A 19,767-nucleotide genomic window follows, 5' to 3' on the forward strand; every position below is an offset into this window, starting at 1 on the left:
TCTTGACGTTTTCCTGTCGGTAGGCTGGACGCCATGAACGGCGCCTTGCTCGTCCTAATCATCCTGGTCATCGCCGCTATCGGGTTGGCCGTCTACAGCTCATCGCGAGTCTCGGGCAAGCGCAACGCCGCCTCGTTGGCCGACGCCAAGGCCGACGCACGCCGCATCATCGAGCGGCTCGGCGGGCAGGTGCTGAATCTGAACGGCACCGACGACGCTTCCAAACAGGCGCTGGCCGACGCGTCCGAGCGGTACAACGCCGCTTCGTCACAGATCGAGCAGGCCACCACGGCGCGCCAGGCCGCGCTGGCCAAGGAAAGCGCCGTGGAAGGGCTGTACTACGTGCGGGCTGCGCGCCTCGCGATGGGCATGGATCCGGGACCTGAACTCGAGACGCTCGCCGGGCAGCGCACCGCGGGCACCGTGACCGAGGACCGGCGCATCAACTTCGAGGGCCGCGAAATCGAGGCGTCGCCGGCACCTTCGCCGCGCACACCGAACTACTACCCCGGTGGGCAGGTCGCGGGTCGGCCTGTCCCGGCCGGCTGGTACTCCGAGCCGTGGTGGAAAACCGCCCTGGTGGCCGGCGCGTGGGGCGTGGGTTCGGTGCTGCTATTCGATGCACTGTTCAGTGGTATGCACGGAGTTGATTACGGCGCACAGGGTTTCGAGAGCGGATACGGCGACGGATACTCGGACGGCTTCAATGCCGGGCAGGACTCTGGCGGCTGGGGTGACAGCGGCGGAGCCGACGCGAGCGGCTTCGACGGTTACAGCGGCGACGGCGGCGGCTGGGATGGCGGCGGCTGGGGCGGCGGAGACTTCGGGGGCGGAGACTTCGGCGGCGGCGACTTCTAGCGTCGATGGCCGCATACGTCATCTCCGAAGTCGAGGTGCTCGACGAGGCGAGCTTCGAGCAATACCGCAGTCGCGCAGCGGCTTCCATCGAACAGCATGGCGGGCGCTACCTCGTTCGGGCCGCGCTTCCCGAAGCGGCAGAAGGAGATTGGCCGCATCAGCGCCGGCTTGTGATCGTTGAATTCCCCGACAGAGACACGCTGCAGCGGTGGTACTCCTCCGACGAATACGGCGAAGCACTCGCCTTCCGCGACCGGGCATTGAGCCGGCGCCTGCTGTTCGTCGACGGGATATGAAGACTCAGCTCTGGCAGGTCGGGCACCAGAACACGTTGCGGCCCTCCAGCTCCGCCGTGCGGATCGTGGTGCCGCAGACCCGGCACGGCTCGCCGGCGCGGCGGTAGACATAGGTGCGCGGCCGTCCTGGGGCGTACGACGGCAGACCGTGGTCGTGCTCCGGCCGAACGACGACGATCTTGCCGCGGCGGAAGCCGATCTTCATCAGCTCGACGAGATCGGTCCACATCGCGTCGAATTCGGACTCGTCGATGTGAGTGCCGGGCCGGTAGGGGTCGATGCGGTGGCGGTACAGCAGCTCGTTGCGATACACGTTGCCGACGCCCGCGATCACCGTCTGATCCATCAGCAGCGCCCCAATAGGCCTGCGGGACTTGTGAATTCGCGCCCACGCCAAGGTGCCGTCGGCGTCGCGGCGCAACGGGTCAGGACCGAGCTTGGCCACCACGTCGGCGATCTCGGGCTCCTCGATCACCTCGCACACCGTCGGGCCGCGCAGGTCGGTGCCGAATTCAGTCCCGATCATCCGCATCCGCACCTGACCGACGGGCAGCGGCATCGGGATCGGCACTTCGGTGAAGGTGCCGTAGAGGCCAAGGTGGATGTGCACCACCCGGCCGCCTTCGTAGTGGTGAAACAGGTGCTTGCCCCACGCGCTGGCCTTTTTCAACACCCGGCCGTTGACGGCCGCGGCGCCCTCGACGAACCTGCCCTGCGGACTGGAAACCATCACAGGGGAACGGCCGAACCGGCGCTGATGCAGCCGGGCCAGCCGGTGCAGCGTATGGCCTTCGGGCATTCCTACGCAGGAGCGCCGGGCACCGGCGGCGCGACGTGGGTCTTCTCGTACTCGGCGAGTATGTCGATACGGCGTTGGTGCCGTTCGGCTTTCGACCACTGGGCGCTGAGGAACGCGTCAATGATCTCCAGTGCTTGCTCGACGGTGTGCATGCGGCCGCCGATGCCAATCAGCTGCGCGTTGTTGTGCTCGCGGGCGAGCTTGGCGGTCTCGACACTCCACGCCAGCGCACAGCGGGCGCCTGGCACCTTGTTCGCCGCGATCTGCTCACCGTTGCCGGAGCCCCCGAGCACGATGCCGAGGCTGTCCGGATCGGCCACGGTCTTCTCGGCCGCGGCGATACAGAACGCGGGGTAGTCGTCGTCGGCGTCGTAGGTGTAGGCGCCACAGTCGATGGGCTCGTGCCCCGTGTTGCGAAGATGTTCGATGATGACCTGCTTGAGTTCGAAGCCCGCGTGGTCAGAGCCCAGATAGACGCGCATGGCGGTCATTGTGGCAGACGCAGCTAGCCGATCGTGATGGCGTCGAGCCGCTCCTTGATGAACGCCGACGACGTCACCGGCTCGAGCCCGGACACCCGCCCCGCCGGCGGCGCCAATGGCTCGACGACGGCGTCGTGGTTGGCCTCGAAGAAATAGATCAGCGAGACAAGGTCCTCTTCGGGGGCGTGCGGCTGCGGCGGCAACACGCGGTGCCGGCCCGACGGCCAGCGCCGCCCGCTCCAGTACTCCAACAGGTCACCGATGTTGATCGTCAGCGCATCCGGATCGTACGGCGCATCGGTCCAGCCGTCGTCGTCCGAATACACCTGCAGTCCGCCGGCGCCGGGTTCGCGGTCGAGGATCGTCACCGTGCCGAAGTCGGTGTGCGGGCCGATGCGGAACTGGCCGGGCTCGGGTTCCCCGACGACGCTCACGGGCGGGTAGTGGTTGATGTTCATCGTCCACGTCGGCCGGCTCGCCAGGGACGCCCACGGATTGCCGGGCAAGCCCAGCGCATACGCGAACAACGCCAGCAGGTCGTCGGCCAACTTCCTCATGGCGGCCGTGTACTCGTAGACCAGCCGCTCCAAAGACGGCACTTCGGCCGGCCACACGTTGGGCGCGAACCAGATCCGGTCCACGTCCGGGTCGCCCGTCGCTGTTTCGGCGCCCAGGCTGAAGCTCTCCTTCAGATCCGGCGGGGTTTCCGTCCCTTCGGCGTAGGCATTGGCCTCAACGCCTGGCGCAAGCCAGCCATGGCCGGCCACCGGGACCGAGTATCGCTGCTTGACATCGGCGGGCAGGCTGAAGAACTGCCGCGCTGCGGCCCGCACGTCGCGGGCCAGTGCCGGATCGACGCCGTGCCCGGTGACCAGGATGAAGCCCGCGCGCTGTAGGCCCTGGTCGACGGCTGCGGCCACGGCGTCCGCTTGCGCACCGCCCTCATGCCAGTGCGAGATGTCAACGGTGGCAATCACTTAACCAACTCTCCCATTGCTCTTCGCACAAGTGCTCATCGCCCGATGTCTTCGTTCCACAAGTCTGGGTTCGCGGCGATGAACTCGGCCATCATTGTGACGCATCGCTCGTCGTCCAGAAGCGTGATCAACACGCCGTGTTCGGCGAGCCATTCATGCCCGCCGATAAACGTTCGGCTCTCCCCGATCACGACGGCCCCGATGTTGAACTGGCGCACCAGCCCGCTGCAATACCAGCACGGCGACAGCGTGGTCACCATCACCGTCTTCCGGTAATCGCGTTGGCGTCCTGCCGCGCGGAACGCGTCGGTCTCGGCGTGCACGGACGGGTCGTCGTCCTGGACTCGTCGGTTGTGGCCACTGCCAAGCAGCACGCCGTCGGACGAGAACAGCGCCGCGCCGATCGGAATTCCGCCTTCTGCCAAGCCTTTTCGGGCCTCCTGGTAGGCGACCTCGAGCATCGCGGCGGCGTCCATCGGTTAGACCGCAGCCCGTTCGGCGGCGATCTTCGACCGGCACAGCACCAGATACGCGGCCCCGGACAACAGGAATCCGACGAAGAACGTGATGTCGCCGAGCTGTGGATACGCCTTGGCCACCCACCCGACGTACTTCTCCTGGTTCGAGAACAGCGCCACCGACACCACCAGCCCGATGACAAACGACAGCACGCCGTTCCAGTTCGAGTAGGAGCGGTCGTAGAGGAAGCCGGCAACGGTTTGGCCGCGACGCAGGTACTGGTCGGCGAACATCACGCCGAGCCAGGGCCCGATCCAGTACGCGATGATCAGCAAGAACGCCTCGTAGCTTTGCGCGGCGTCGGGCAGGGCCCACCATGCGACGAGGAACCCCGCGATTCCGAAGAACACGGTTGCCAGCGCGCGGGCGATGTGGTGAGGCAGCTTGATGCCGAGTGTCACGAAAGCCATTGCGCCGGAATACACATTGAGGGAGTTGGCCGCGATGGCGCCGATCGCGATGGCCAACAGCGTCGCCTTGGCCAGCGGAGAGGCGAGCTGACTGGTGAACGCCTGGGTCGGGTTGCCCAGCGCATCACCGCCGATGGTGACCGATGCCGCGCCGACGACCTCGAGGAACACGCACGACAGGAACAGCCCGGCGGCGGCGAAGAAGCCGGTGCGGGCGGCTGACACTGTGGCAGGCAGGTAGCGGGCGTAGTCCGCGGCGTACGGCGTCCAGCCGGCGGCATACCCGAATGCGGTTCCGACGGTGAGCAGGAACCCGCCCATGCCACCGACGCCGCCTTCCACTGCGCCCGCGCCGACGTGCGCCTTCGAAAGGATCACGATCGACGCGATCGCGAAGATCACCGCAAGCACCGGGAACGTCCAGCGCTCGAATGCCTGCACCAGGTTGTGACCGAAGAATGCCAGGGCGGTTTGCAGCAGCACGATGATGACCAGACCAAGCAGCGGGCCGATGCCGAACAACGTGGCCAGTGCGTAGGCCCCGCTGACACTGTTAGTGGCGAACCAGCCGACGCCCGCGGTCACCGCCATCAACACGGCGGGCACCGCATTTCCCTTGAAGCCGAACGGCAGTCGGCCCATCACCATCTGCGGTACACCGTGCAGCGGACCGCGCGCCGACAGGAAGTAATGCGGGATGGCGCCGAGGGCGGTGCCGATCACGATGCCGATCACCGCCTGCCAGAAGCTCATGCCGAACACGGCGACGGCCAGCACGCCGACGAAGACCGTCGCAAACTCCAGATTGGGTGAGGTCCACGTCCAGAACAGCTGGCTGGGCTTGCCGTGGCGGTCGGCTTCGGCGATGTACTCGTTGCCGCCCGGTTCCACAGCGACGATGTGGTCGCGGTAGGTGCCGTCGGTCTGCACGGAAGGTTCGGCGACTGTCATGGTCATACCGTCGTATCCACAGCCGTCGCACGCAACCGGAGTGAACGTCGCGGAAACAATCCGAGCACCGGCCCAGTTGGACACGGCGTGAAGATACTGGTGCTGAGCTCGAGCCCACGCGAAGACGGCAACTCGCACGTCCTTGCCCGGTCGGCCATCGACGGGGCCCGCTCGGCCGGTCACGACGTCGAGCACGCCTTCCTGGACGAGTACGTCGAACGCATGCTCGGCAACTGCCGCCGGTGCCGTCGGGCCGACGATGCCAGCTGTTCACTCGATGACCGCTACGAAGAACTGCTGATCGACCACATGCTGCCCGCGGACGGCATCATCTTCGCGATGCCGCTGTACTTCTACGGCATGCCCGCCCGGCTCAAGACCGTGTTCGACCGGTTGTTCTGCTACACGGCCAACAGCTCGCCGCTGCGGGACCAGGTGGTCAGCGAGATCATGGACAAGCGAGTCGGCGTGCTCATCTCCTGTGAGGAGAGCTACGTCGGCGCGACACAAGGGGTCATCGCGCAGTTCCAAGAGCTCACCCGCTACCTGCGTCAGGACCTCGTCGGCGTCGTCGTCGGTAACGCCAACAGCCGAGGCGAAATCACTCGCGATCCAAGCGACCCGCTGTCCTGCGCGCGCGATCTCGGCGCTCGGCTATTCGACATCCGGGTCACCGACTACCGGCTGGACACCGTGCGGTCGAACCGGGTGTGGGCCTGACTCAGTCGAACTGCGGCGGCTCGGTGCGGCTGCGCTTGAGCTCCCAGAAGTGCGGGTAGGAAGCGAACGTCACAGAGGCATCCCACAGCTTGCCGGCTTCCTCGCCGCGGGGGATCTTCGAGAGCACCGGGCCGAAGAATGCGACGCCGTTGACGTGGATCGTCGGCGTGCCGACGTCGTCACCGACCGCGTCCATGCCCTCGTGGTGGCTCTTGCGCAGCGCCTCGTCGTACTTGTCCGTGTCGGCCGCCTCGGCCAGCTCGGCGGGCAGCCCGACCTCGTCGAGCGACTCGCGGATGACGACGTCGAAGTCCTTGTTCTCCTGGTTGTGGATTCGGGTGCCCATCGCGGTGTACAGCGGAGCCAGGATCTCCGAGCCCTTGGCCCGCTCGGCGGCGATCGCCACCCGCACCGGCTTCCACGCCTGCTTGAGGCCTTCGCGGTACTCCTCGGGTATGTCCTTGTTCTCGTTGAGCACCGCGAGGCTCATGACGTGGAAGTTCACCTCGATATCGCGGACCTTCTCGACCTCCAGGATCCAGCGCGACGTGATCCAGCACCACGGGCACAACGGGTCGAACCAGAAATCGGCGACGGACTTCTCGGGCATTGACGCATCCTCTCGAGGTCGAACGACAGAACTTCGTTCAGCACAACCATGCTGTCGGTGGAGCTGTTCCCGCTACGACGCCTTTCGCACAGCTGCAACACAGGACACGCATAAGTGCGCAACCGTTATGCAACCGTGTTATCAATGTGACCGCTGTGAACCACTGTTGCTCCCGTGACTAAATCGAAACGATATCTCGCCATGACCCTGGTCGGGGCCGCGACGGCAGTAACGCTCGCGGCGCCGGCATCCGCCGACCCCCTCACCGACACCTCGTTCCTCAATGCGCTGACCAATGCCGGAATCGGCTACAACGATCCGGCGAGCACCGAGCAACTCGGACAATCGCTTTGCCCGATGCTGGTCGAACCGGGCAAGTCCCTCGCGTCGGTCTACTCGACCGTCTCGAACAACGGGATCAACCCCGGCATGGCGGCGTTCTTCACCGGCATCGCCATCTCGATGTACTGCCCACAGATGATGTCCTCGATCGGCAGCGGCACGTTCCTGAACTTCCTGCGACCGCTCGGCCAGTAGCACCGCCAGGCCGCTTTGCGCGCCAGCCGATAGGTTGGACGCGTGGTTCTTCCCAATCTCACGCGCGAGCAGGCCGTCGAACGCGCTGCCCTCGTCACCGTCGCCAACTACCGGATCGTCCTCGACCTCACGGACGGGACAGGTAAGCCGAGCGAAAACACGTTCCGCTCGGTGACCATCGTCAACTTCGACGCGCTGGCCGGCGCCGACACCTACATCGACCTCGCCGCCGACACTGTGCGCAGCGCGATATTGAACGGCCGCGACATCGACGTATCCGGTTATGACGAGTCCACCGGCCTCGCGCTGACGGGCCTGGCCGACCGCAACGTGCTCGTCGTCGAGGCGGACTGCTACTACTCCAACACCGGCGAGGGACTGCATCGGTTCGTCGATCCCGTCGACGGTGAGGTCTATCTCTACTCGCAGTTCGAGACCGCCGACGCCAAGCGGATGTTCGCCTGCTTCGACCAGCCCGACCTCAAGGCCGCCTTCGAAGTCACGGTCACCGCGCCGGCGCATTGGGAAGTGGTGTCCAACGGCGCCACGGTCACGGTCGAGGACGACGGCAGCCAAGACGGAAAAGCCAAGCGGCACATCTTTACCCGCACGCCGAGGATGAGCACCTATCTGGTGGCGCTGATCGCCGGCCCGTATGCGCGGTGGGACGACACGTACACCGACGAACACGGCGACATTCCGCTGGGCCTGTTCTGCCGCAAATCGCTCGCCGAGTTCATGGACGACGAGCGGCTGTTCACCCAGGCCAAGCAAGGATTTGGCTTCTACCACAACAACTTTGGCGTCCCCTACGCGTTCGGCAAGTACGACCAGCTGTTCGTCCCCGAGTTCAACGCCGGCGCGATGGAGAACGCCGGGGCGGTGACGTTCCTGGAGGACTACGTCTTTCGCAGCAAGGTCACCCGCGCCTCGTATGAGCGACGCGCCGAGACGGTGCTGCACGAGATGGCGCACATGTGGTTCGGGGATCTCGTCACGATGCAGTGGTGGGACGACCTGTGGCTCAACGAGTCGTTCGCGACGTTCGCGTCGGTGCTGTGCCAGGCCGAGGCCACCGAGTTCACCGAGGCGTGGACGACATTCGCGAACGTGGAGAAGTCGTGGGCTTACCGGCAGGACCAGTTGCCGTCGACGCACCCGGTAGCCGCTGACATTCCTGACCTCGCCGCCGTCGAGGTCAACTTCGACGGCATCACCTACGCCAAGGGCGCCAGCGTCCTCAAGCAGCTGGTTGCCTACGTCGGCTTGGAGGAGTTCCTATCGGGTCTGCGGGATTACTTCCGCGACCACGCTTTTGGCAACGCCACATTCGGCGATCTGCTGGGCGCGCTGGAGAAGGCCTCCGGCCGCGACCTGTCGGGCTGGGGGCAGCAGTGGCTCAAGACGACGGGGCTCAACACGCTGCGGCCGTCGTTCGATCTGGACGCCGACGGGCGGTTCACCCGGTTCGCGATCGAGCAGAGCGGGGCCGCGCCCGGCGCCGGGGAGACACGGGTGCACCGGCTCGCCGTCGGCGTGTACGACGACGACGGCAGCGGCAAGTTGGTGCGGACCCATCGGGAAGAGCTCGACGTCGAGGGTTCGGTAACGGATGTTCCTGCCCTGCAGGGAGTTTCGCGGGGCAAGCTGATCCTGGTCAACGACGACGACCTGACGTACTGCTCGCTGCGGCTCGACCCGGACTCACTGCAGACGGTGCTGACGCGGATTGCCGACATCGCCGAGCCACTGCCGCGCACGCTGGCCTGGTCGGCGGCATGGGAGATGACCCGCGAGGCGGAGCTGAAGGCACGCGATTTCGTGTCGCTGGTCATGGCCGGCGTGCACGCCGAAACCGAAGTCGGTGTGGCACAACGGCTGCTGTTGCAGGCGCAGACCGCACTCAATGCGTACGCCGACCAGGACTGGGCGTGCGCGCAGGGCTGGCCGAGTTTCGGCGACCGGCTACTGGAGTTGGCGCGCGCCGCCGACGCCGGTTCGGACCATCAGCTGGCATTCGTCAACGCGCTGTGTGCGTCGGCGTTGTCACTGCGCCACGTCGCGGTGCTGGCGTCGCTGCTGGACACCGATCCCGCCGAAGCCGGCCTGCTTGGCCTGGTCGTCGATACCGACCTGCGGTGGCGGATCGTCACGGCGCTGGCGGCTTCGGGCGACGTGGACAGTGACGGGCTGGAGACGCCGTTCATCGACGCGGAGGCGCAGCGGGACCCGACCGCCGCAGGCAAGCGGCATGCCGCGCAGGCGTCAGCGGCACGGCCGCAGCCCGCAGTGAAGGCGGCGGCGTGGGAGCAGGTGATCGAGGACGACACGCTGGCGAACATCACCGCACGATCGATCATCGGCGGCTTTGTGCAGCTCGGCCAGTCCGAACTCCTGAAGCCGTTCACGCCCAAGTACTTTGACGCGATTTCCGGCGTGTGGGAGCGACGCTCGAGCGAAGTCGCGCAGACAGTCGTGATCGGGCTGTACCCGTCATGGGACGTCAGCCAGGCGGGTCTGGACGCCGCCGATCAGTTCCTCGCCGATCCAGAGGTGCCGCCAGCTCTGCGCAGGCTGGTGATCGAGGGCCGCGCGGGTGTCGAGCGGGCGTTGCGGGCCCGCGCGTTCGACGTGAGCTAGCCGCGACACGCCGACCTCTTTCGGCATTCTGCGCGCGCTCGGGCTGCATGCTCTTGGGGTGGCGGTCAATCAAAGTCGCAGGGCACGTGCTGCGCGCAAGCGGAAGCGCCGCATGGACCTCGCCGACAACGATCTCACCGCTGCACAATGGGCGACGCTCAAGGAGTCCTGGAACGGCTGTGCCTATTGCGGCGCGACCAACCGTCCGTTGCAAAAGGATTGCGTGATGGCGATCTCCCGGGGCGGGCGATACACCATCGACAACGTCGTGCCTGCCTGCGCGTCCTGTAACACGAGCAAGTGCAATGAAGAGGTCACAACCTGGCTGCGCCGCAAACGGCTTGACGAGCGCGCGTTCCTGGAGCGCTACGTGCAGATCCGCGCGGCGTTAGTTCAGATATCAGCGGGGTGAGACGCCGGCGCTCAGCACGCGGACGGCGCTGATCAGCCCGTCCATCAGGTTGCCGTCCTTGAACGACGCGGCCGCCGCAGAGACGCCCAACGGTGCCGCCTCCTCGATGCCACGGCCCTTGACCTCGGCGCCGTAGACCACCTCGATCGCGCGCTGATTCGGCGAGACCGCCAGCAGTACGGCGTTGTCGGGCGTCGGCACGGTGGCCAGGATCTCGCGCGCCGTGGCGGCGGTGTCCTCGCCGAGTTCGCCGAGGTAGACCGCGAAGCGGGCCTTGGCCGCGCGCGAGCCGTACTTCAGCGCGTCGTCGAGGACGACCAGGTCCTTGACGGGGAAGGGATAGGTGACCGACACCTCCCCCGGCTGGGTGACTCCGGAGACCCGTCCGCTGGAAGTTACGACGAAACCGACTGGGAGATCGGCCCGTTCGATGGTCGCGATTTCACCACTTGCCACTGGCGCCGCCTCCAATCGTCACCGGGTGCGAGCCATGGCCGCCATGGCCGTGGTCGGCGGGTTCGTCGGACGCCCACAAGATGGGTTCATGCGTCCAGGGCTCGGACAGTTCGTAGGTCGCCGGGTGCGGGCCCTTGCGGTGCTTGCCGACGCCCCAGATCAGCGCGACCAACACCAGCGTGATAGCCAGCGGAACGCCCCCGAGGAGCGAATGAGTCAATGCGGTGCTCACGTCGCAAACCGTATAACAGGCGGGGACTAGGCCGCGCCCTCACCCAGGTATCGCACCCACGCCGGGTCGAGTTCCTTCACGCTCGACAGCAGCCGCCAGTGCTGTCCCTTCGGCGGCACCGGCACCGAGTGCAGTGTCCAGCCGAGCTCGGCGAGCAGCCGGTCGGCCTTGCGGTGGTTGCAGGTCGAGCAGGCCGCGACGCAGTTCTCCCAGGAGTGGGCGCCGCCGCGGCTGCGCGGAACCACGTGGTCGACGGTGTCGGCCTTGGACCCGCAGTACGCGCAGCGGAACCGGTCACGGTGCATCAACGCCGCCCTGGTCATCGGGATGCGGGCTCGATACGGCACGCGCACGTAGGCATGCAGCCGGATCACCGACGGCACCGTGATCGACCGGGTCGCTGAGTGGATGACCGGGCCGTTCGGGTCGTCGTGCACGACGGTCGCCTTGCCGCACATCAGCATGATGACCGCCCGCCGCATGGGCAGAGCGGTCAACGGTTCGTAGGTGGAGTTCAGCAGCAGCACGCGCCGCCTGCCCCAGATGGAGCCGTCGTTGGTACTAGGCGGATGCGTATCGACGCTGTGCAGGACGCGCGACTGCGCATGGGGTACCGCGGGCCCGGATAAGCCCGCCGCGGCTCCGTGGCTTCGGTGGCCGCGACCCTTTTTGCGCTGCGCCATACGTCCTCCGACCGACAGTCCACCATGGATTGGGATCGAACGCACGACAATTCTGCCCGTGTTCGCTGGTCAGTCCAGTGAACAGCATGTGACATCACCGGTTGGGCGCCGGTTACCTGCGATAGGGACAATGGAGCGCGTGACTGTTCCGCAGCGCTCGTTCTACGACGAAGTCGGTGGCCACGACACCTTCCACGCCATTGTGTCGCGGTTTTATCAACTGGTCCGCGAGGACGAGATCCTGCTTCCGCTCTACCCGCCAGACGAGCTCGACGCCGCCGAAGAACGATTGCGGATGTTCCTCGAGCAATATTGGGGAGGGCCGCGGACGTATTCCGATCGGCGCGGACATCCGCGCCTGCGGATGCGCCACGCCCCATTCCGGATCGGCTACATCGAGCGCGACGCGTGGCTGCGATGCATGCACACCGCCGTCGGCGAGATCGACTCGGAGAGGCTCGACGACGAGCACCGCAAAGAGCTGCTCGCCTATCTGGAAATGGCCGCCCATTCGATGGTGAACTCGCCCTTCTGATGAGCAAATCGCTTCCGTGGTGGTCGAACGCGGTGTTCTACCAGGCGTATCCGCGTTCGTTTTGTGACAGCGACGGCGACGGCGTCGGCGACCTCGATGGTGTGACCGCCAAGCTGGACTACCTCGAGTGGCTCGGCGTCGACGCGATCTGGCTCAACCCCGTGACGGTCTCCCCGATGGCCGATCATGGCTACGACGTGTCCGATCCGCGCGACATCGACCCGCTGTTCGGCGGGATGGCGGCGTTCGAGCGCCTGATCGAGGCCGCACACCGCCACGGCATCAAGATCACCATGGATCTGGTGCCCAACCACACCAGCTCGCAGCATGCGTGGTTTCAGGCGGCACTGGCCTCGAGCCCAGGCAGCGACCAGCGCGAACGCTACATCTTCCGCGACGGGACGGGCCCCGGCGGCATCCATCCACCCAACAATTGGGTGTCGATTTTCGGCGGGCCGGCCTGGACCAGGATCACCGAGCCCGACGGCAACCCCGGCCAGTGGTATCTGCACCTGTTCGACTCCGAACAACCCGACCTGAACTGGGACAATCGCGAGGTCTACGACGACCTGGAGAAGACGCTGCGATTCTGGCTGGAGCGCGGCGTCGACGGGTTCCGCATCGACGTCGCGCACGGCATGGCCAAACCGCCGGGACTTCCCGATATGGAGGTCATCAAGGCCGAAGTCCTTCTCGCCGACATGGACGACGATCCGCGGTTCAACCACGACGGCGTGCACGACATCCACCGCCACATCCGCACGGTGCTCAACGACTACCCGCACGCGGTCGCCATCGGCGAGGTCTGGGTATACGACAACGAGCAGTTCGCCCGCTATTTGCGGCCCGACGAACTGCACCTGGGCTTCAACTTCAGGTTGCTCCGCGCCGAGTTCGACGCAGCCGACATTCGCGGAGCAATCGAGAACTCGTTGGCAGCGGCCGCGATCGAAGGCGCCACACCGACCTGGACGCTGGCCAACCACGATGTCGAGCGTGAGGCCACCCGCTACGGCGGCGGCCGCACCGGCCTGGCGCGAGCTTGGGCGATGGCCCTGGTGATGCTTGCGCTGCCGGGGGCGGTGTTCATCTACAACGGCGAGGAACTTGGGCTGCCGAACGTCGAGCTGCCCGACGAGGCGTTGCGCGACCCGGTGTGGGAGCGGTCAGGGCACACCAGGCGGGGCCGCGACGGCTGCCGTGTGCCGATGCCGTGGGCGGGCGACACGCCTCCGTTCGGGTTCTCGGCCAATACCGATACTTGGCTGCCGATCCCGCCGGAGTGGTCGAAGCTGACGGTGGACATGCAGCGCGACGATCCCGACTCGACATTGACGTTCTTCCGACGTGCGATCGAATTGCGCAGGGACCGAACAGAATTCGACGCCACTGCCATCGAATGGCTGGACTCCCTCGCGGACACTCTGGTGTTCCGGCTCGACAGCGGATTGGTATGCGCGCTGAACGCGGGCCGTCGCGGGATGGCGTTGCCCGCCGGCGAGGTGCTGTTGGCCAGTGGTCCGCTGGTCGACGGCAAGCTACCGCCGAACACCGCGGCGTGGCTGGTCTAGTTCTTCCGCCGAGCTGGGCCCACGCGAAGCTGGGGAACGCAAAGTGCTCCAATCCCTCGGCGTGTCGGGGACTTTTGCGTCTGCTCGCGGGAAGAAGTTACCTCAAGACCAAGGCGGGGTCGCCGCGACGGCGATACACCGACCCGAATCGGGCGTCGATGCGCAGCCATGACGGATGCACACGAACCCGCACGATCTCGTCGGCGGCCACAGTGCCGGGGTCAAGCTGCTCGGACGCCTCAGATTGCGGTAGGAAACCCATTGCGGTCAAAGCAAATACGCAGCGCATCGGGATACCGACACTGACGTCGCCGGAGTGGACCGCCACCACCTCCTGGTCGAGCAGCGACGCAGGCGGTCCATGCGCGCTCGAATGTTCCTTGGCCAGCGCGACACCGCTCTGCGCCAGATCGAGCACCACGCGTGCAGGCACGTCGTCGAGATGGACGAAACCCGACTCGGGAGGAAGCACACCCCGCCACGCCGAATCCATCGGAAACCCTGGCTCCACATAGCCGCCGCGGCTCATCGCGTTCAACCCCGACGCAAGTGTGTCGGCGCCGGCACTCAGGTCCGCCGGCCTGATCCGCCCGCCCACCACCCGGCTGGCCAGAACGTCGAAACCCGTTGCCACCCAAGCGACGACGAGGCCGCCCGATCGTTCCCGCAGCCGGATGACCGCGGCATCGTCGAGCCGCAACGCCCGATCGACGAAGGTCGCGAGGTCTTCGCGGTGAGTGGCGTCATCGAGCCAGATACCGCGTTCGGGGCTGCTCATCGCAACCAGCGTTGCAAGTACCCTCGTTGTTCGGGAGAAAGCCGTTGCAGCCGTTGCTCTTTGATGTGTACGGCGGCCAACTGCGTTTCAGCTATTACCGACGGTTTCGAATCAGGTGCCGCGGTCAGCGACCGCACCTCGTAGCCGATGGTGAAGTCCACGGCGCGCACTCGCTTCGACCACATGGTGACCTGCAGCGGTGAGTCGACCAAACGCAGCTGACCCTTGTAGAGGATGTTCACCTCGTGGATCAGCAGGCCGATGGTTTTGATGTCGGCCTCGAACGGCTCACGCAGAAAAGGGATTCGGGCCTCTTCGAGGATGGTGACCATGGTCGCGTGATTGATGTGCTGGTACATGTCGATGTCCGACCAGCGCACATGCACCGGCGCAACAAACCCTGTCACCCAGAGGACCCCGTTCCACTCGTTCTTGTCATGCTTCGAATCTGGCGCGCCGCGACCGACAACGTCGCCAGGTCATGCTCGCCACTGTCATAAATCTCCGTCAACGTGCGCCGGGCACGCGAGACGCGGGAGCTGTTGGTCATCTCCCACTCAGCGATCTTCTCCTCGCCACTTTCGGTCGGCTCTCCGACGGCCAGCACATCGAAGCACAATGCCCGCAGCGATCCATAGATGTCGTCGCGAATCGCCAAGCGGGCCAGCGAATGCCAGCGATCGTCGCGCTCAAGCCGCGATACCGCCGTGAGCAGGCCGTCCGTACCCAAATGGTCCATCAGCGCGAAGTACGCGTCGGCGACCTCGGCCGGGTCGCGGTCCTTGATGTCGGCGATGTCGATGACGTCGAGGAGACTGTACTGATAAAGGCCCGTCGCCACCAGGTACGCCAGATCCTCCGGGATTCCGTGCGAACAGAATTCGCCCGCTTCCTTGGCGACGATCGCCTTGTCGGCGCCGCGCAGCCACTCCGACATGCGCGGCGTCAGCGTCGCGACTTTCTGTGCGAAACGGTTGATTTCGGCGCCGACGGCCAACGGTTGAGGGCGGTAGTTGAGCAGCCAGCGGCCGGCGCGGTCGATGAGCCGCCGCAGATCCAGCGTCATCCTGTCGGTCACCGCCACCGATACCCCGCTCTCGCCGGACGCCCGGATCTGCCGCCACACCTCGCCGACGCGGAAGATCGCATTGGTGGCGACATAGCTGCGCACGGCGTCGGCCGGTCCGACGCCGACGTCCTCGGAGATCCGATAGGCGTAGCTGATGCCGGCGGTGTCGACGAGATCGTTCACGAGCATGGTCGCGACGATCTCGCGCCGCAGCTGATGCGAACGGATGTCGCTGCCGAACTGGTCGCGCAGTTTGGTCGGGAAGTACGACGGCAGCCTGGAGGCGAACACCTCCTGGTCGGGCAGCTCGCTGCCCAGCACATCGTCCTTGAGGGCGAGCTTGACGTGGGCCATCAGCGTCGCGAGTTCGGGCGATGTCAAGCCGATACCGGCTTCGGTGCGCCGCCGGATCTCCTTCTCCGACGGCAACGCCTCCAGCTCTCGGTTCAGCCCGCGCTCCTTGACGAAGTCCTTGATCATGCGCGCGTGCACGGGCAGCAGGCTGGCCGCGTTGGCGCGGCTGGTCCCCATCAGATCGTTCTGGTCCACGTTGTCTTCGAGCACCAGCTGCCCGACCTCGTCGGTCATCGACAAGAGCAGATCGGTGCGTTCCTGCGGGCTGACCTTGCCGGAGGTGACCAACGAGTCAATCAAGATCTTGATGTTGACTTCGTGATCCGAGCAGTCGACGCCGGCCGAGTTGTCCAGCGCGTCGGTGTTGATTCGGCCGCCCGCCAGGTCGAACTCGATGCGGCCCAGCGACGTCACACCGAGGTTGCCGCCTTCTCCGACGACCTTGGCGCGCAGCTGGTTTCCGTTCACGCGCACCGGATCGTTGGCGCGGTCACCGACGTCGGCGTCCGACTCCGTCTCGGCCTTGATGTAGGTGCCGATGCCGCCGTTGAAAAGCAGGTCCGCAGGCGCCTTGAGTATCGCCTTGATCAGAGCCGGCGGCGTCATCTCCTCGGCGGCGTCATCGATGCGAAGAGCGGCCCTGGCCTGCCTGCTGATCGGGATGGCCTTCTGCTGGCGGCTGTACACGCCGCCACCCTCGCTGATCAACGAGTGGTCGTAATCCTCCCAGCTGGACCTGGGCAGCTCGAAGAGCCGTTTACGTTCGTCCCACGACCTCGCGGCGTCGGGATCGGGGTCGATGAAGATGTGCCGATGGTCGAACGCGGCCAGCAGCCGAATGTGCTTGGACAGCAGCATGCCGTTGCCGAACACGTCGCCGCTCATGTCGCCGATGCCGACGACCGTGAAGTCCTCGGATTGAGTGTCGACGCCCATCTCGCGGAAGTGTCGTTTGACGGATTCCCACGCCCCTTTGGCGGTGATACCCATCGCCTTGTGGTCATAGCCGACGGAGCCACCGGAGGCGAACGCGTCGCCCAGCCAGAAGCCGTATGACTTTGCGACGTCGTTGGCGATATCGGAGAACGTCGCGGTGCCCTTGTCGGCGGCCACGACGAGGTAGGCGTCGTCGCCGTCGCGGCGCACCACCTCAGGAGGGCTGACAACCTTGCCCGTGGCCTTGTCGACGTTGTCGGTCACGTCGAGCAGGCCGGCGATGAACAACTTGTAGCAGGCGACACCCTCACTGCGGGTCGCGTCGCGGTCGGCCGCGGCATCACCGGTGGCCACGGGCGGCTGCTTGACGACGAAGCCACCCTTGGCGCCGACGGGAACGATCACGGCGTTCTTGACCGCCTGGGCCTTGACCAGTCCGAGGATCTCGGTGCGGAAGTCTTCCCGCCGGTCCGACCAGCGTAGGCCGCCGCGCGCGACGTATCCGAACCGCAGATGCACACCCTCCACGCGGGGTGAGTACACGAAGATCTCGAATTTCGGCCGGGGCAGCGGCAATTCATCGATCAGGCCGGGATTGAGCTTGAACGACACCACGTTCTGCAGCCTGGCCGAATCCGGCCCGGTGACAAAGTAGTTGGTGCGCAGGGTGGCCTGGATCATCGACGCGAATGCGCGCAGCACGCGGTCGGTGTCGAGGCTGACCAGCGCGTCGATGTCGGCCGCCACGGCCGCGGCGGCGGCCTGCGCGTCGCGATGATTCGGCGAGTCCGACGGCGCGAACAGCGCTTCGAAGAGCTCGATCAACGACCGTGCGGTGCCGGCGTTTTCGATGATCACCGACTCGATGTGGGCCTGGCTGTACGGAAAACCCGCCTGTCGCAAGTACTTTGCGTAACTGCGCAGAATGACTACCTGCTGCCACGTCAGAGCCGCACGCAGGACAAGCTCGTTGAAGCGGTCTATCTCGACGCGGCCGTGCCATATCGCGGTCACCGCATCGGCGAACCGGTCAGCCATGGCATCGCGTTCCGGACCTTTGGGCGCCTGCGGGATGGTCTGATGCGGCGAGATCTTGAGCTGATAGATCCACACCGGCAACCCGTCGGGCCGCGTGACGGTGAAGGGTCGTTCCTCGAGCACCACCACGCCCATGGACTGCAGCATTGGCAGCAGTTCGCTCAATGACGCCGAACGGCCACCGAGATACCAGGTGAGCTGCGCGATGCGCTCCTCGTCACTGTCGGCGAGGACGAGCTTGACCGAATTGTCTTGCAGCTCTTCGATGATCGCGATGTCGTTGATGGCAGCAAGTGGCGAGACGGCCTGCTTGTAAACCTCGGGGAACGCGACAGCGTAGTGTTCGGCCTTGGTCTGGCTGATCGAGCCGTCCTTGACCGCGCCAAGCAACCGGTCGCCCCAGGTCCGCGCGGCCTCGGTCAGCAGGTTCTGGATGCGCGTTTCGTTGTCCAGCGAGACGTCGATGCTCTGCGGGCGAGACCCTTCGGGTAGACGAACAGTGAAATGAACGACCGCCCAGGGCGATTCGCTGACTCTGGCGGCATAGTCGATGCTGACGCCACCCAGCTCGCGCACCAGGATGTCTTGCATCGCCAGCCGCACCGCGGTGGTGTAGCGGTCGCGTGGCAGGTACACCAGGCAGGACACGAAATGGGCGAGTTGATCGGCGCGCAGGAACAGCAGTGTGCGTCGACGCGACCCGAGGTCGACGACGGCCATCGCCATGTCGAGCAGCTCCTTCGCGGAAAGGGCGAAGAGCTCCGATCGAGGGATGGTTTGAATGATGTCGAGCAGCAGCTGTCCGGGATGGCTAGGATCCCGGTGCGCCATGGCGAGCGCGTCGTTGACTCGCCGCGAAATAAGCGGAATTTCAAGCACATTGGCGTTCATCGCGGCAACGGTGAACAGGCCGACGAAACGATGCTCGATCGCCGTGTTCCCTGCGCGTTCGCGGACCACGACGATGTACGGATAGGCACCGTAGCGCATATAGCTCGGCATGGTGGCCTGGGCCAGCACGAGTGGGTCGTCGCTGCTCGTGAGTGGCGGCAGCACGTCCTCGCGCAGCCGCAGCACGCCAAGGCGGCTCGACGGGTCCACCGATGAGTGACCGTCGCGAACCGGACAGCGTTGGTAGCCCAGCAGCACAAAGTGCCCGTCGGCCAGCCAGCGCAGCAGCGCGGCGACGTCCTTGCGATCGTGCCCGGGGAACCGGCCTTCGTGATCGCTGTCGAGTTCGGCGGCCACGCTGCGCAGCGCCGCGCCCATCGCCATCGAGTCGAGGGCCACCTGCCGCGCGTCGGCGAGCACGCTGGGCAGCAGACGCTCTGCCTCTTCCAGCGACTTGCCCTCCACCGAGCCGGCGAGCTGGACGTGGATCCACGACTCGTCGATGCCGTCACGGAACGCCGCAGCCGACGCCGGCTCGATCTCGAGCAGCTCCCCCGCCGGTCCGCGACGGACCCGGAATACCGGGTTCATGATCGCGGTGTAGGCGACGCCGAGCCTGTGCAACAGCACGGTGACGGAGTCCATCAGCATCGACGCGTAGTCGGTGACGATCTGCAGCGACGGGCCGAATCCACCTGGGTCGTTTTCGCCGTAGATGGCGACGCGGGTATCGCCCATTCGCCGGCGCCCGCCCAATCGGTAGTGGGCCTGGATCAACGACGGTGACAGCAATCCCGCGGCCGTGCGGTCGACGGGACCAGTAACGGCTGCATCGGCTCCTGGCGCGTCGGCATGCGGTCCGCGGTACGTCGCAAGGTAGGCACGCGCGAGCCGGGCAAGGGTGTCCTGACTCAACGTCGGCGAGTGGGCCTGTCCGTCAACACCTGTGCCAGTACGCGGATTGACCGACATGCGACACTCCTGACTCACACCTGTGGACCGGCACTGGCCCA

General features: G+C 65.9%; 20 protein-coding genes. 8 read left to right on the forward strand and 12 right to left on the reverse strand.

Features of this window, described 5'->3' with window-relative positions:
* Positions 1 to 33: 33 nt before the first annotated feature.
* Both ACWW36_RS27965 and ACWW36_RS27970 read left to right on the forward strand, forming a co-directional pair.
* The gene (locus ACWW36_RS27965) at positions 34 to 858 is read left to right on the forward strand and encodes a DUF1542 domain-containing protein (RefSeq protein WP_456139164.1); all 825 of its coding nucleotides are present in this window, start codon (positions 34 to 36) and stop codon (positions 856 to 858) included.
* Positions 859 to 863: 5 nt separating this feature from the next.
* Entirely contained in the window at positions 864 to 1,154 is a 291-nt protein-coding gene (locus tag ACWW36_RS27970) for a DUF1330 domain-containing protein (RefSeq protein ID WP_456139165.1), read from the forward strand.
* Between the two features lie 4 nt (positions 1,155 to 1,158).
* Here ACWW36_RS27970 and ACWW36_RS27975 read toward each other — a convergent pair whose 3' ends face one another.
* From ACWW36_RS27975 to ACWW36_RS27995, 5 genes are read right to left on the reverse strand one after another with little or no spacing between them, the layout of a single operon-like run.
* Entirely contained in the window at positions 1,159 to 1,953 is a 795-nt protein-coding gene (locus ACWW36_RS27975; protein ID WP_456139166.1) for an Fpg/Nei family DNA glycosylase, read from the reverse strand.
* 2 nt (positions 1,954 to 1,955) lie between these two features.
* Positions 1,956 to 2,435, reverse strand: coding sequence for a ribose-5-phosphate isomerase (locus ACWW36_RS27980; protein WP_456139167.1), 480 nt, complete (start codon positions 2,433 to 2,435; stop codon positions 1,956 to 1,958).
* 23 nt (positions 2,436 to 2,458) lie between these two features.
* Entirely contained in the window at positions 2,459 to 3,412 is a 954-nt protein-coding gene (locus ACWW36_RS27985; protein WP_456139168.1) for an isopenicillin N synthase family dioxygenase, read from the reverse strand.
* A gap of 35 nt (positions 3,413 to 3,447) precedes the next feature.
* Positions 3,448 to 3,888: a nucleoside deaminase gene (locus tag ACWW36_RS27990; RefSeq protein ID WP_456139169.1), complete on the reverse strand. Its 441-nt coding sequence runs from the start codon at positions 3,886 to 3,888 to the stop codon at positions 3,448 to 3,450.
* Between the two features lie 3 nt (positions 3,889 to 3,891).
* On the reverse strand, positions 3,892 to 5,292 hold the full coding sequence (locus tag ACWW36_RS27995; RefSeq protein WP_456139170.1) for a purine-cytosine permease family protein: 1,401 nt from the start codon (positions 5,290 to 5,292) through the stop codon (positions 3,892 to 3,894).
* Positions 5,293 to 5,379: 87 nt separating this feature from the next.
* Between ACWW36_RS27995 and ACWW36_RS28000 the strand changes: the two genes are divergently transcribed.
* A complete protein-coding gene (locus tag ACWW36_RS28000; protein WP_456139171.1) occupies positions 5,380 to 6,012 on the forward strand; it encodes a flavodoxin family protein in 633 nt (210 codons plus the stop codon).
* 1 nt (position 6,013) lies between these two features.
* Here ACWW36_RS28000 and ACWW36_RS28005 read toward each other — a convergent pair whose 3' ends face one another.
* Positions 6,014 to 6,622 (reverse strand): mycothiol-dependent nitroreductase Rv2466c family protein, encoded by a 609-nt coding sequence (locus ACWW36_RS28005; protein ID WP_456139172.1) that lies wholly within the window; start codon positions 6,620 to 6,622, stop codon positions 6,014 to 6,016.
* A 201-nt stretch (positions 6,623 to 6,823) separates the two neighbouring features.
* On the opposite strand from ACWW36_RS28005, the gene ACWW36_RS28010 reads away from it, so the two are divergent.
* The 3 genes from ACWW36_RS28010 to ACWW36_RS28020 are packed head-to-tail and all read left to right on the forward strand — an operon-like array spanning position 6,824 to position 10,211.
* Complete coding sequence (locus tag ACWW36_RS28010; RefSeq protein WP_456142653.1) at positions 6,824 to 7,159, forward strand: DUF732 domain-containing protein; 336 nt, start codon at positions 6,824 to 6,826, stop codon at positions 7,157 to 7,159.
* Between the two features lie 42 nt (positions 7,160 to 7,201).
* On the forward strand, positions 7,202 to 9,799 hold the full coding sequence (gene pepN, locus ACWW36_RS28015; RefSeq protein ID WP_456139173.1) for an aminopeptidase N: 2,598 nt from the start codon (positions 7,202 to 7,204) through the stop codon (positions 9,797 to 9,799).
* A gap of 28 nt (positions 9,800 to 9,827) precedes the next feature.
* A complete protein-coding gene (locus ACWW36_RS28020; RefSeq protein WP_456142654.1) occupies positions 9,828 to 10,211 on the forward strand; it encodes an HNH endonuclease in 384 nt (127 codons plus the stop codon).
* Here the strand turns inward: ACWW36_RS28020 and ACWW36_RS28025 are convergent.
* From ACWW36_RS28025 to ACWW36_RS28035, 3 genes are read right to left on the reverse strand one after another with little or no spacing between them, the layout of a single operon-like run.
* Positions 10,200 to 10,667, reverse strand: coding sequence for a DUF5130 domain-containing protein (locus ACWW36_RS28025; RefSeq protein ID WP_456139174.1), 468 nt, complete (start codon positions 10,665 to 10,667; stop codon positions 10,200 to 10,202). The genes ACWW36_RS28020 and ACWW36_RS28025 overlap by 12 nt on opposite strands.
* Positions 10,654 to 10,899, reverse strand: coding sequence for an aa3-type cytochrome oxidase subunit CtaJ (gene ctaJ / locus ACWW36_RS28030; protein ID WP_456139175.1), 246 nt, complete (start codon positions 10,897 to 10,899; stop codon positions 10,654 to 10,656). Before ctaJ ends, ACWW36_RS28025 begins: the two co-directional genes overlap by 14 nt.
* 26 nt (positions 10,900 to 10,925) lie before the next feature.
* Positions 10,926 to 11,582 carry an HNH endonuclease gene (locus ACWW36_RS28035; RefSeq protein WP_456139176.1) on the reverse strand — a complete coding sequence of 219 codons (657 nt, stop codon included), beginning with the start codon at positions 11,580 to 11,582 and terminating at the stop codon, positions 10,926 to 10,928.
* 130 nt (positions 11,583 to 11,712) lie between these two features.
* Here ACWW36_RS28035 and ACWW36_RS28040 point away from each other — a divergent pair, with 130 nt between their 5' ends.
* Positions 11,713 to 12,117, forward strand: coding sequence for a globin (locus ACWW36_RS28040; RefSeq protein WP_456139177.1), 405 nt, complete (start codon positions 11,713 to 11,715; stop codon positions 12,115 to 12,117).
* Positions 12,117 to 13,688 (forward strand): glycoside hydrolase family 13 protein, encoded by a 1,572-nt coding sequence (locus ACWW36_RS28045; protein WP_456139178.1) that lies wholly within the window; start codon positions 12,117 to 12,119, stop codon positions 13,686 to 13,688. The genes ACWW36_RS28040 and ACWW36_RS28045 overlap by 1 nt, the downstream gene beginning before the upstream one ends.
* Positions 13,689 to 13,785: 97 nt before the next feature.
* Here the strand turns inward: ACWW36_RS28045 and ACWW36_RS28050 are convergent, their stop codons facing one another.
* Genes ACWW36_RS28050 through ACWW36_RS28060 form a run of 3 tightly spaced genes read right to left on the reverse strand, consistent with a single transcriptional unit; the run spans position 13,786 to position 19,726 of the window.
* Positions 13,786 to 14,466 carry a hypothetical protein gene (locus ACWW36_RS28050; protein WP_456139179.1) on the reverse strand — a complete coding sequence of 227 codons (681 nt, stop codon included), beginning with the start codon at positions 14,464 to 14,466 and terminating at the stop codon, positions 13,786 to 13,788.
* Positions 14,463 to 14,825: an acyl-CoA thioesterase gene (locus ACWW36_RS28055; RefSeq protein WP_456142655.1), complete on the reverse strand. Its 363-nt coding sequence runs from the start codon at positions 14,823 to 14,825 to the stop codon at positions 14,463 to 14,465. The genes ACWW36_RS28050 and ACWW36_RS28055 overlap by 4 nt, the downstream gene beginning before the upstream one ends.
* Before the next feature lie 44 nt (positions 14,826 to 14,869).
* Positions 14,870 to 19,726: an NAD-glutamate dehydrogenase gene (locus ACWW36_RS28060; protein WP_456139180.1), complete on the reverse strand. Its 4,857-nt coding sequence runs from the start codon at positions 19,724 to 19,726 to the stop codon at positions 14,870 to 14,872.
* Positions 19,727 to 19,767 lie beyond the last annotated feature (41 nt).

Source organism: Mycobacterium sp. MMS18-G62, assembly GCF_053877835.1.

What these genes read in the sequence shown, in the direction of transcription:
- ACWW36_RS28005 (WP_456139172.1), bottom strand. Translation starts at nt 6,622, where the DNA reads ATGCCCGAGAAGTCCGTCGCCGATTTCTGGTTCGACCCGTTGTGCCCG.
- ACWW36_RS28060 (WP_456139180.1), bottom strand. Translation starts at nt 19,726, where the DNA reads ATGTCGGTCAATCCGCGTACTGGCACAGGTGTTGACGGACAGGCCCAC.
- ACWW36_RS28045 (WP_456139178.1), top strand. Translation starts at nt 12,117, where the DNA reads ATGAGCAAATCGCTTCCGTGGTGGTCGAACGCGGTGTTCTACCAGGCG.
- ACWW36_RS28010 (WP_456142653.1), top strand. Translation starts at nt 6,824, where the DNA reads ATGACCCTGGTCGGGGCCGCGACGGCAGTAACGCTCGCGGCGCCGGCA.
- ACWW36_RS27995 (WP_456139170.1), bottom strand. Translation starts at nt 5,292, where the DNA reads ATGACAGTCGCCGAACCTTCCGTGCAGACCGACGGCACCTACCGCGAC.
- ACWW36_RS27965 (WP_456139164.1), top strand. Translation starts at nt 34, where the DNA reads ATGAACGGCGCCTTGCTCGTCCTAATCATCCTGGTCATCGCCGCTATC.
- ACWW36_RS28035 (WP_456139176.1), bottom strand. Translation starts at nt 11,582, where the DNA reads ATGGCGCAGCGCAAAAAGGGTCGCGGCCACCGAAGCCACGGAGCCGCG.
- ACWW36_RS27980 (WP_456139167.1), bottom strand. Translation starts at nt 2,435, where the DNA reads ATGCGCGTCTATCTGGGCTCTGACCACGCGGGCTTCGAACTCAAGCAG.
- ACWW36_RS27970 (WP_456139165.1), top strand. Translation starts at nt 864, where the DNA reads ATGGCCGCATACGTCATCTCCGAAGTCGAGGTGCTCGACGAGGCGAGC.
- ACWW36_RS27975 (WP_456139166.1), bottom strand. Translation starts at nt 1,953, where the DNA reads ATGCCCGAAGGCCATACGCTGCACCGGCTGGCCCGGCTGCATCAGCGC.
- ACWW36_RS28055 (WP_456142655.1), bottom strand. Translation starts at nt 14,825, where the DNA reads ATGTACCAGCACATCAATCACGCGACCATGGTCACCATCCTCGAAGAG.
- ACWW36_RS27990 (WP_456139169.1), bottom strand. Translation starts at nt 3,888, where the DNA reads ATGGACGCCGCCGCGATGCTCGAGGTCGCCTACCAGGAGGCCCGAAAA.
- ACWW36_RS28040 (WP_456139177.1), top strand. Translation starts at nt 11,713, where the DNA reads ATGGAGCGCGTGACTGTTCCGCAGCGCTCGTTCTACGACGAAGTCGGT.
- ACWW36_RS28050 (WP_456139179.1), bottom strand. Translation starts at nt 14,466, where the DNA reads ATGAGCAGCCCCGAACGCGGTATCTGGCTCGATGACGCCACTCACCGC.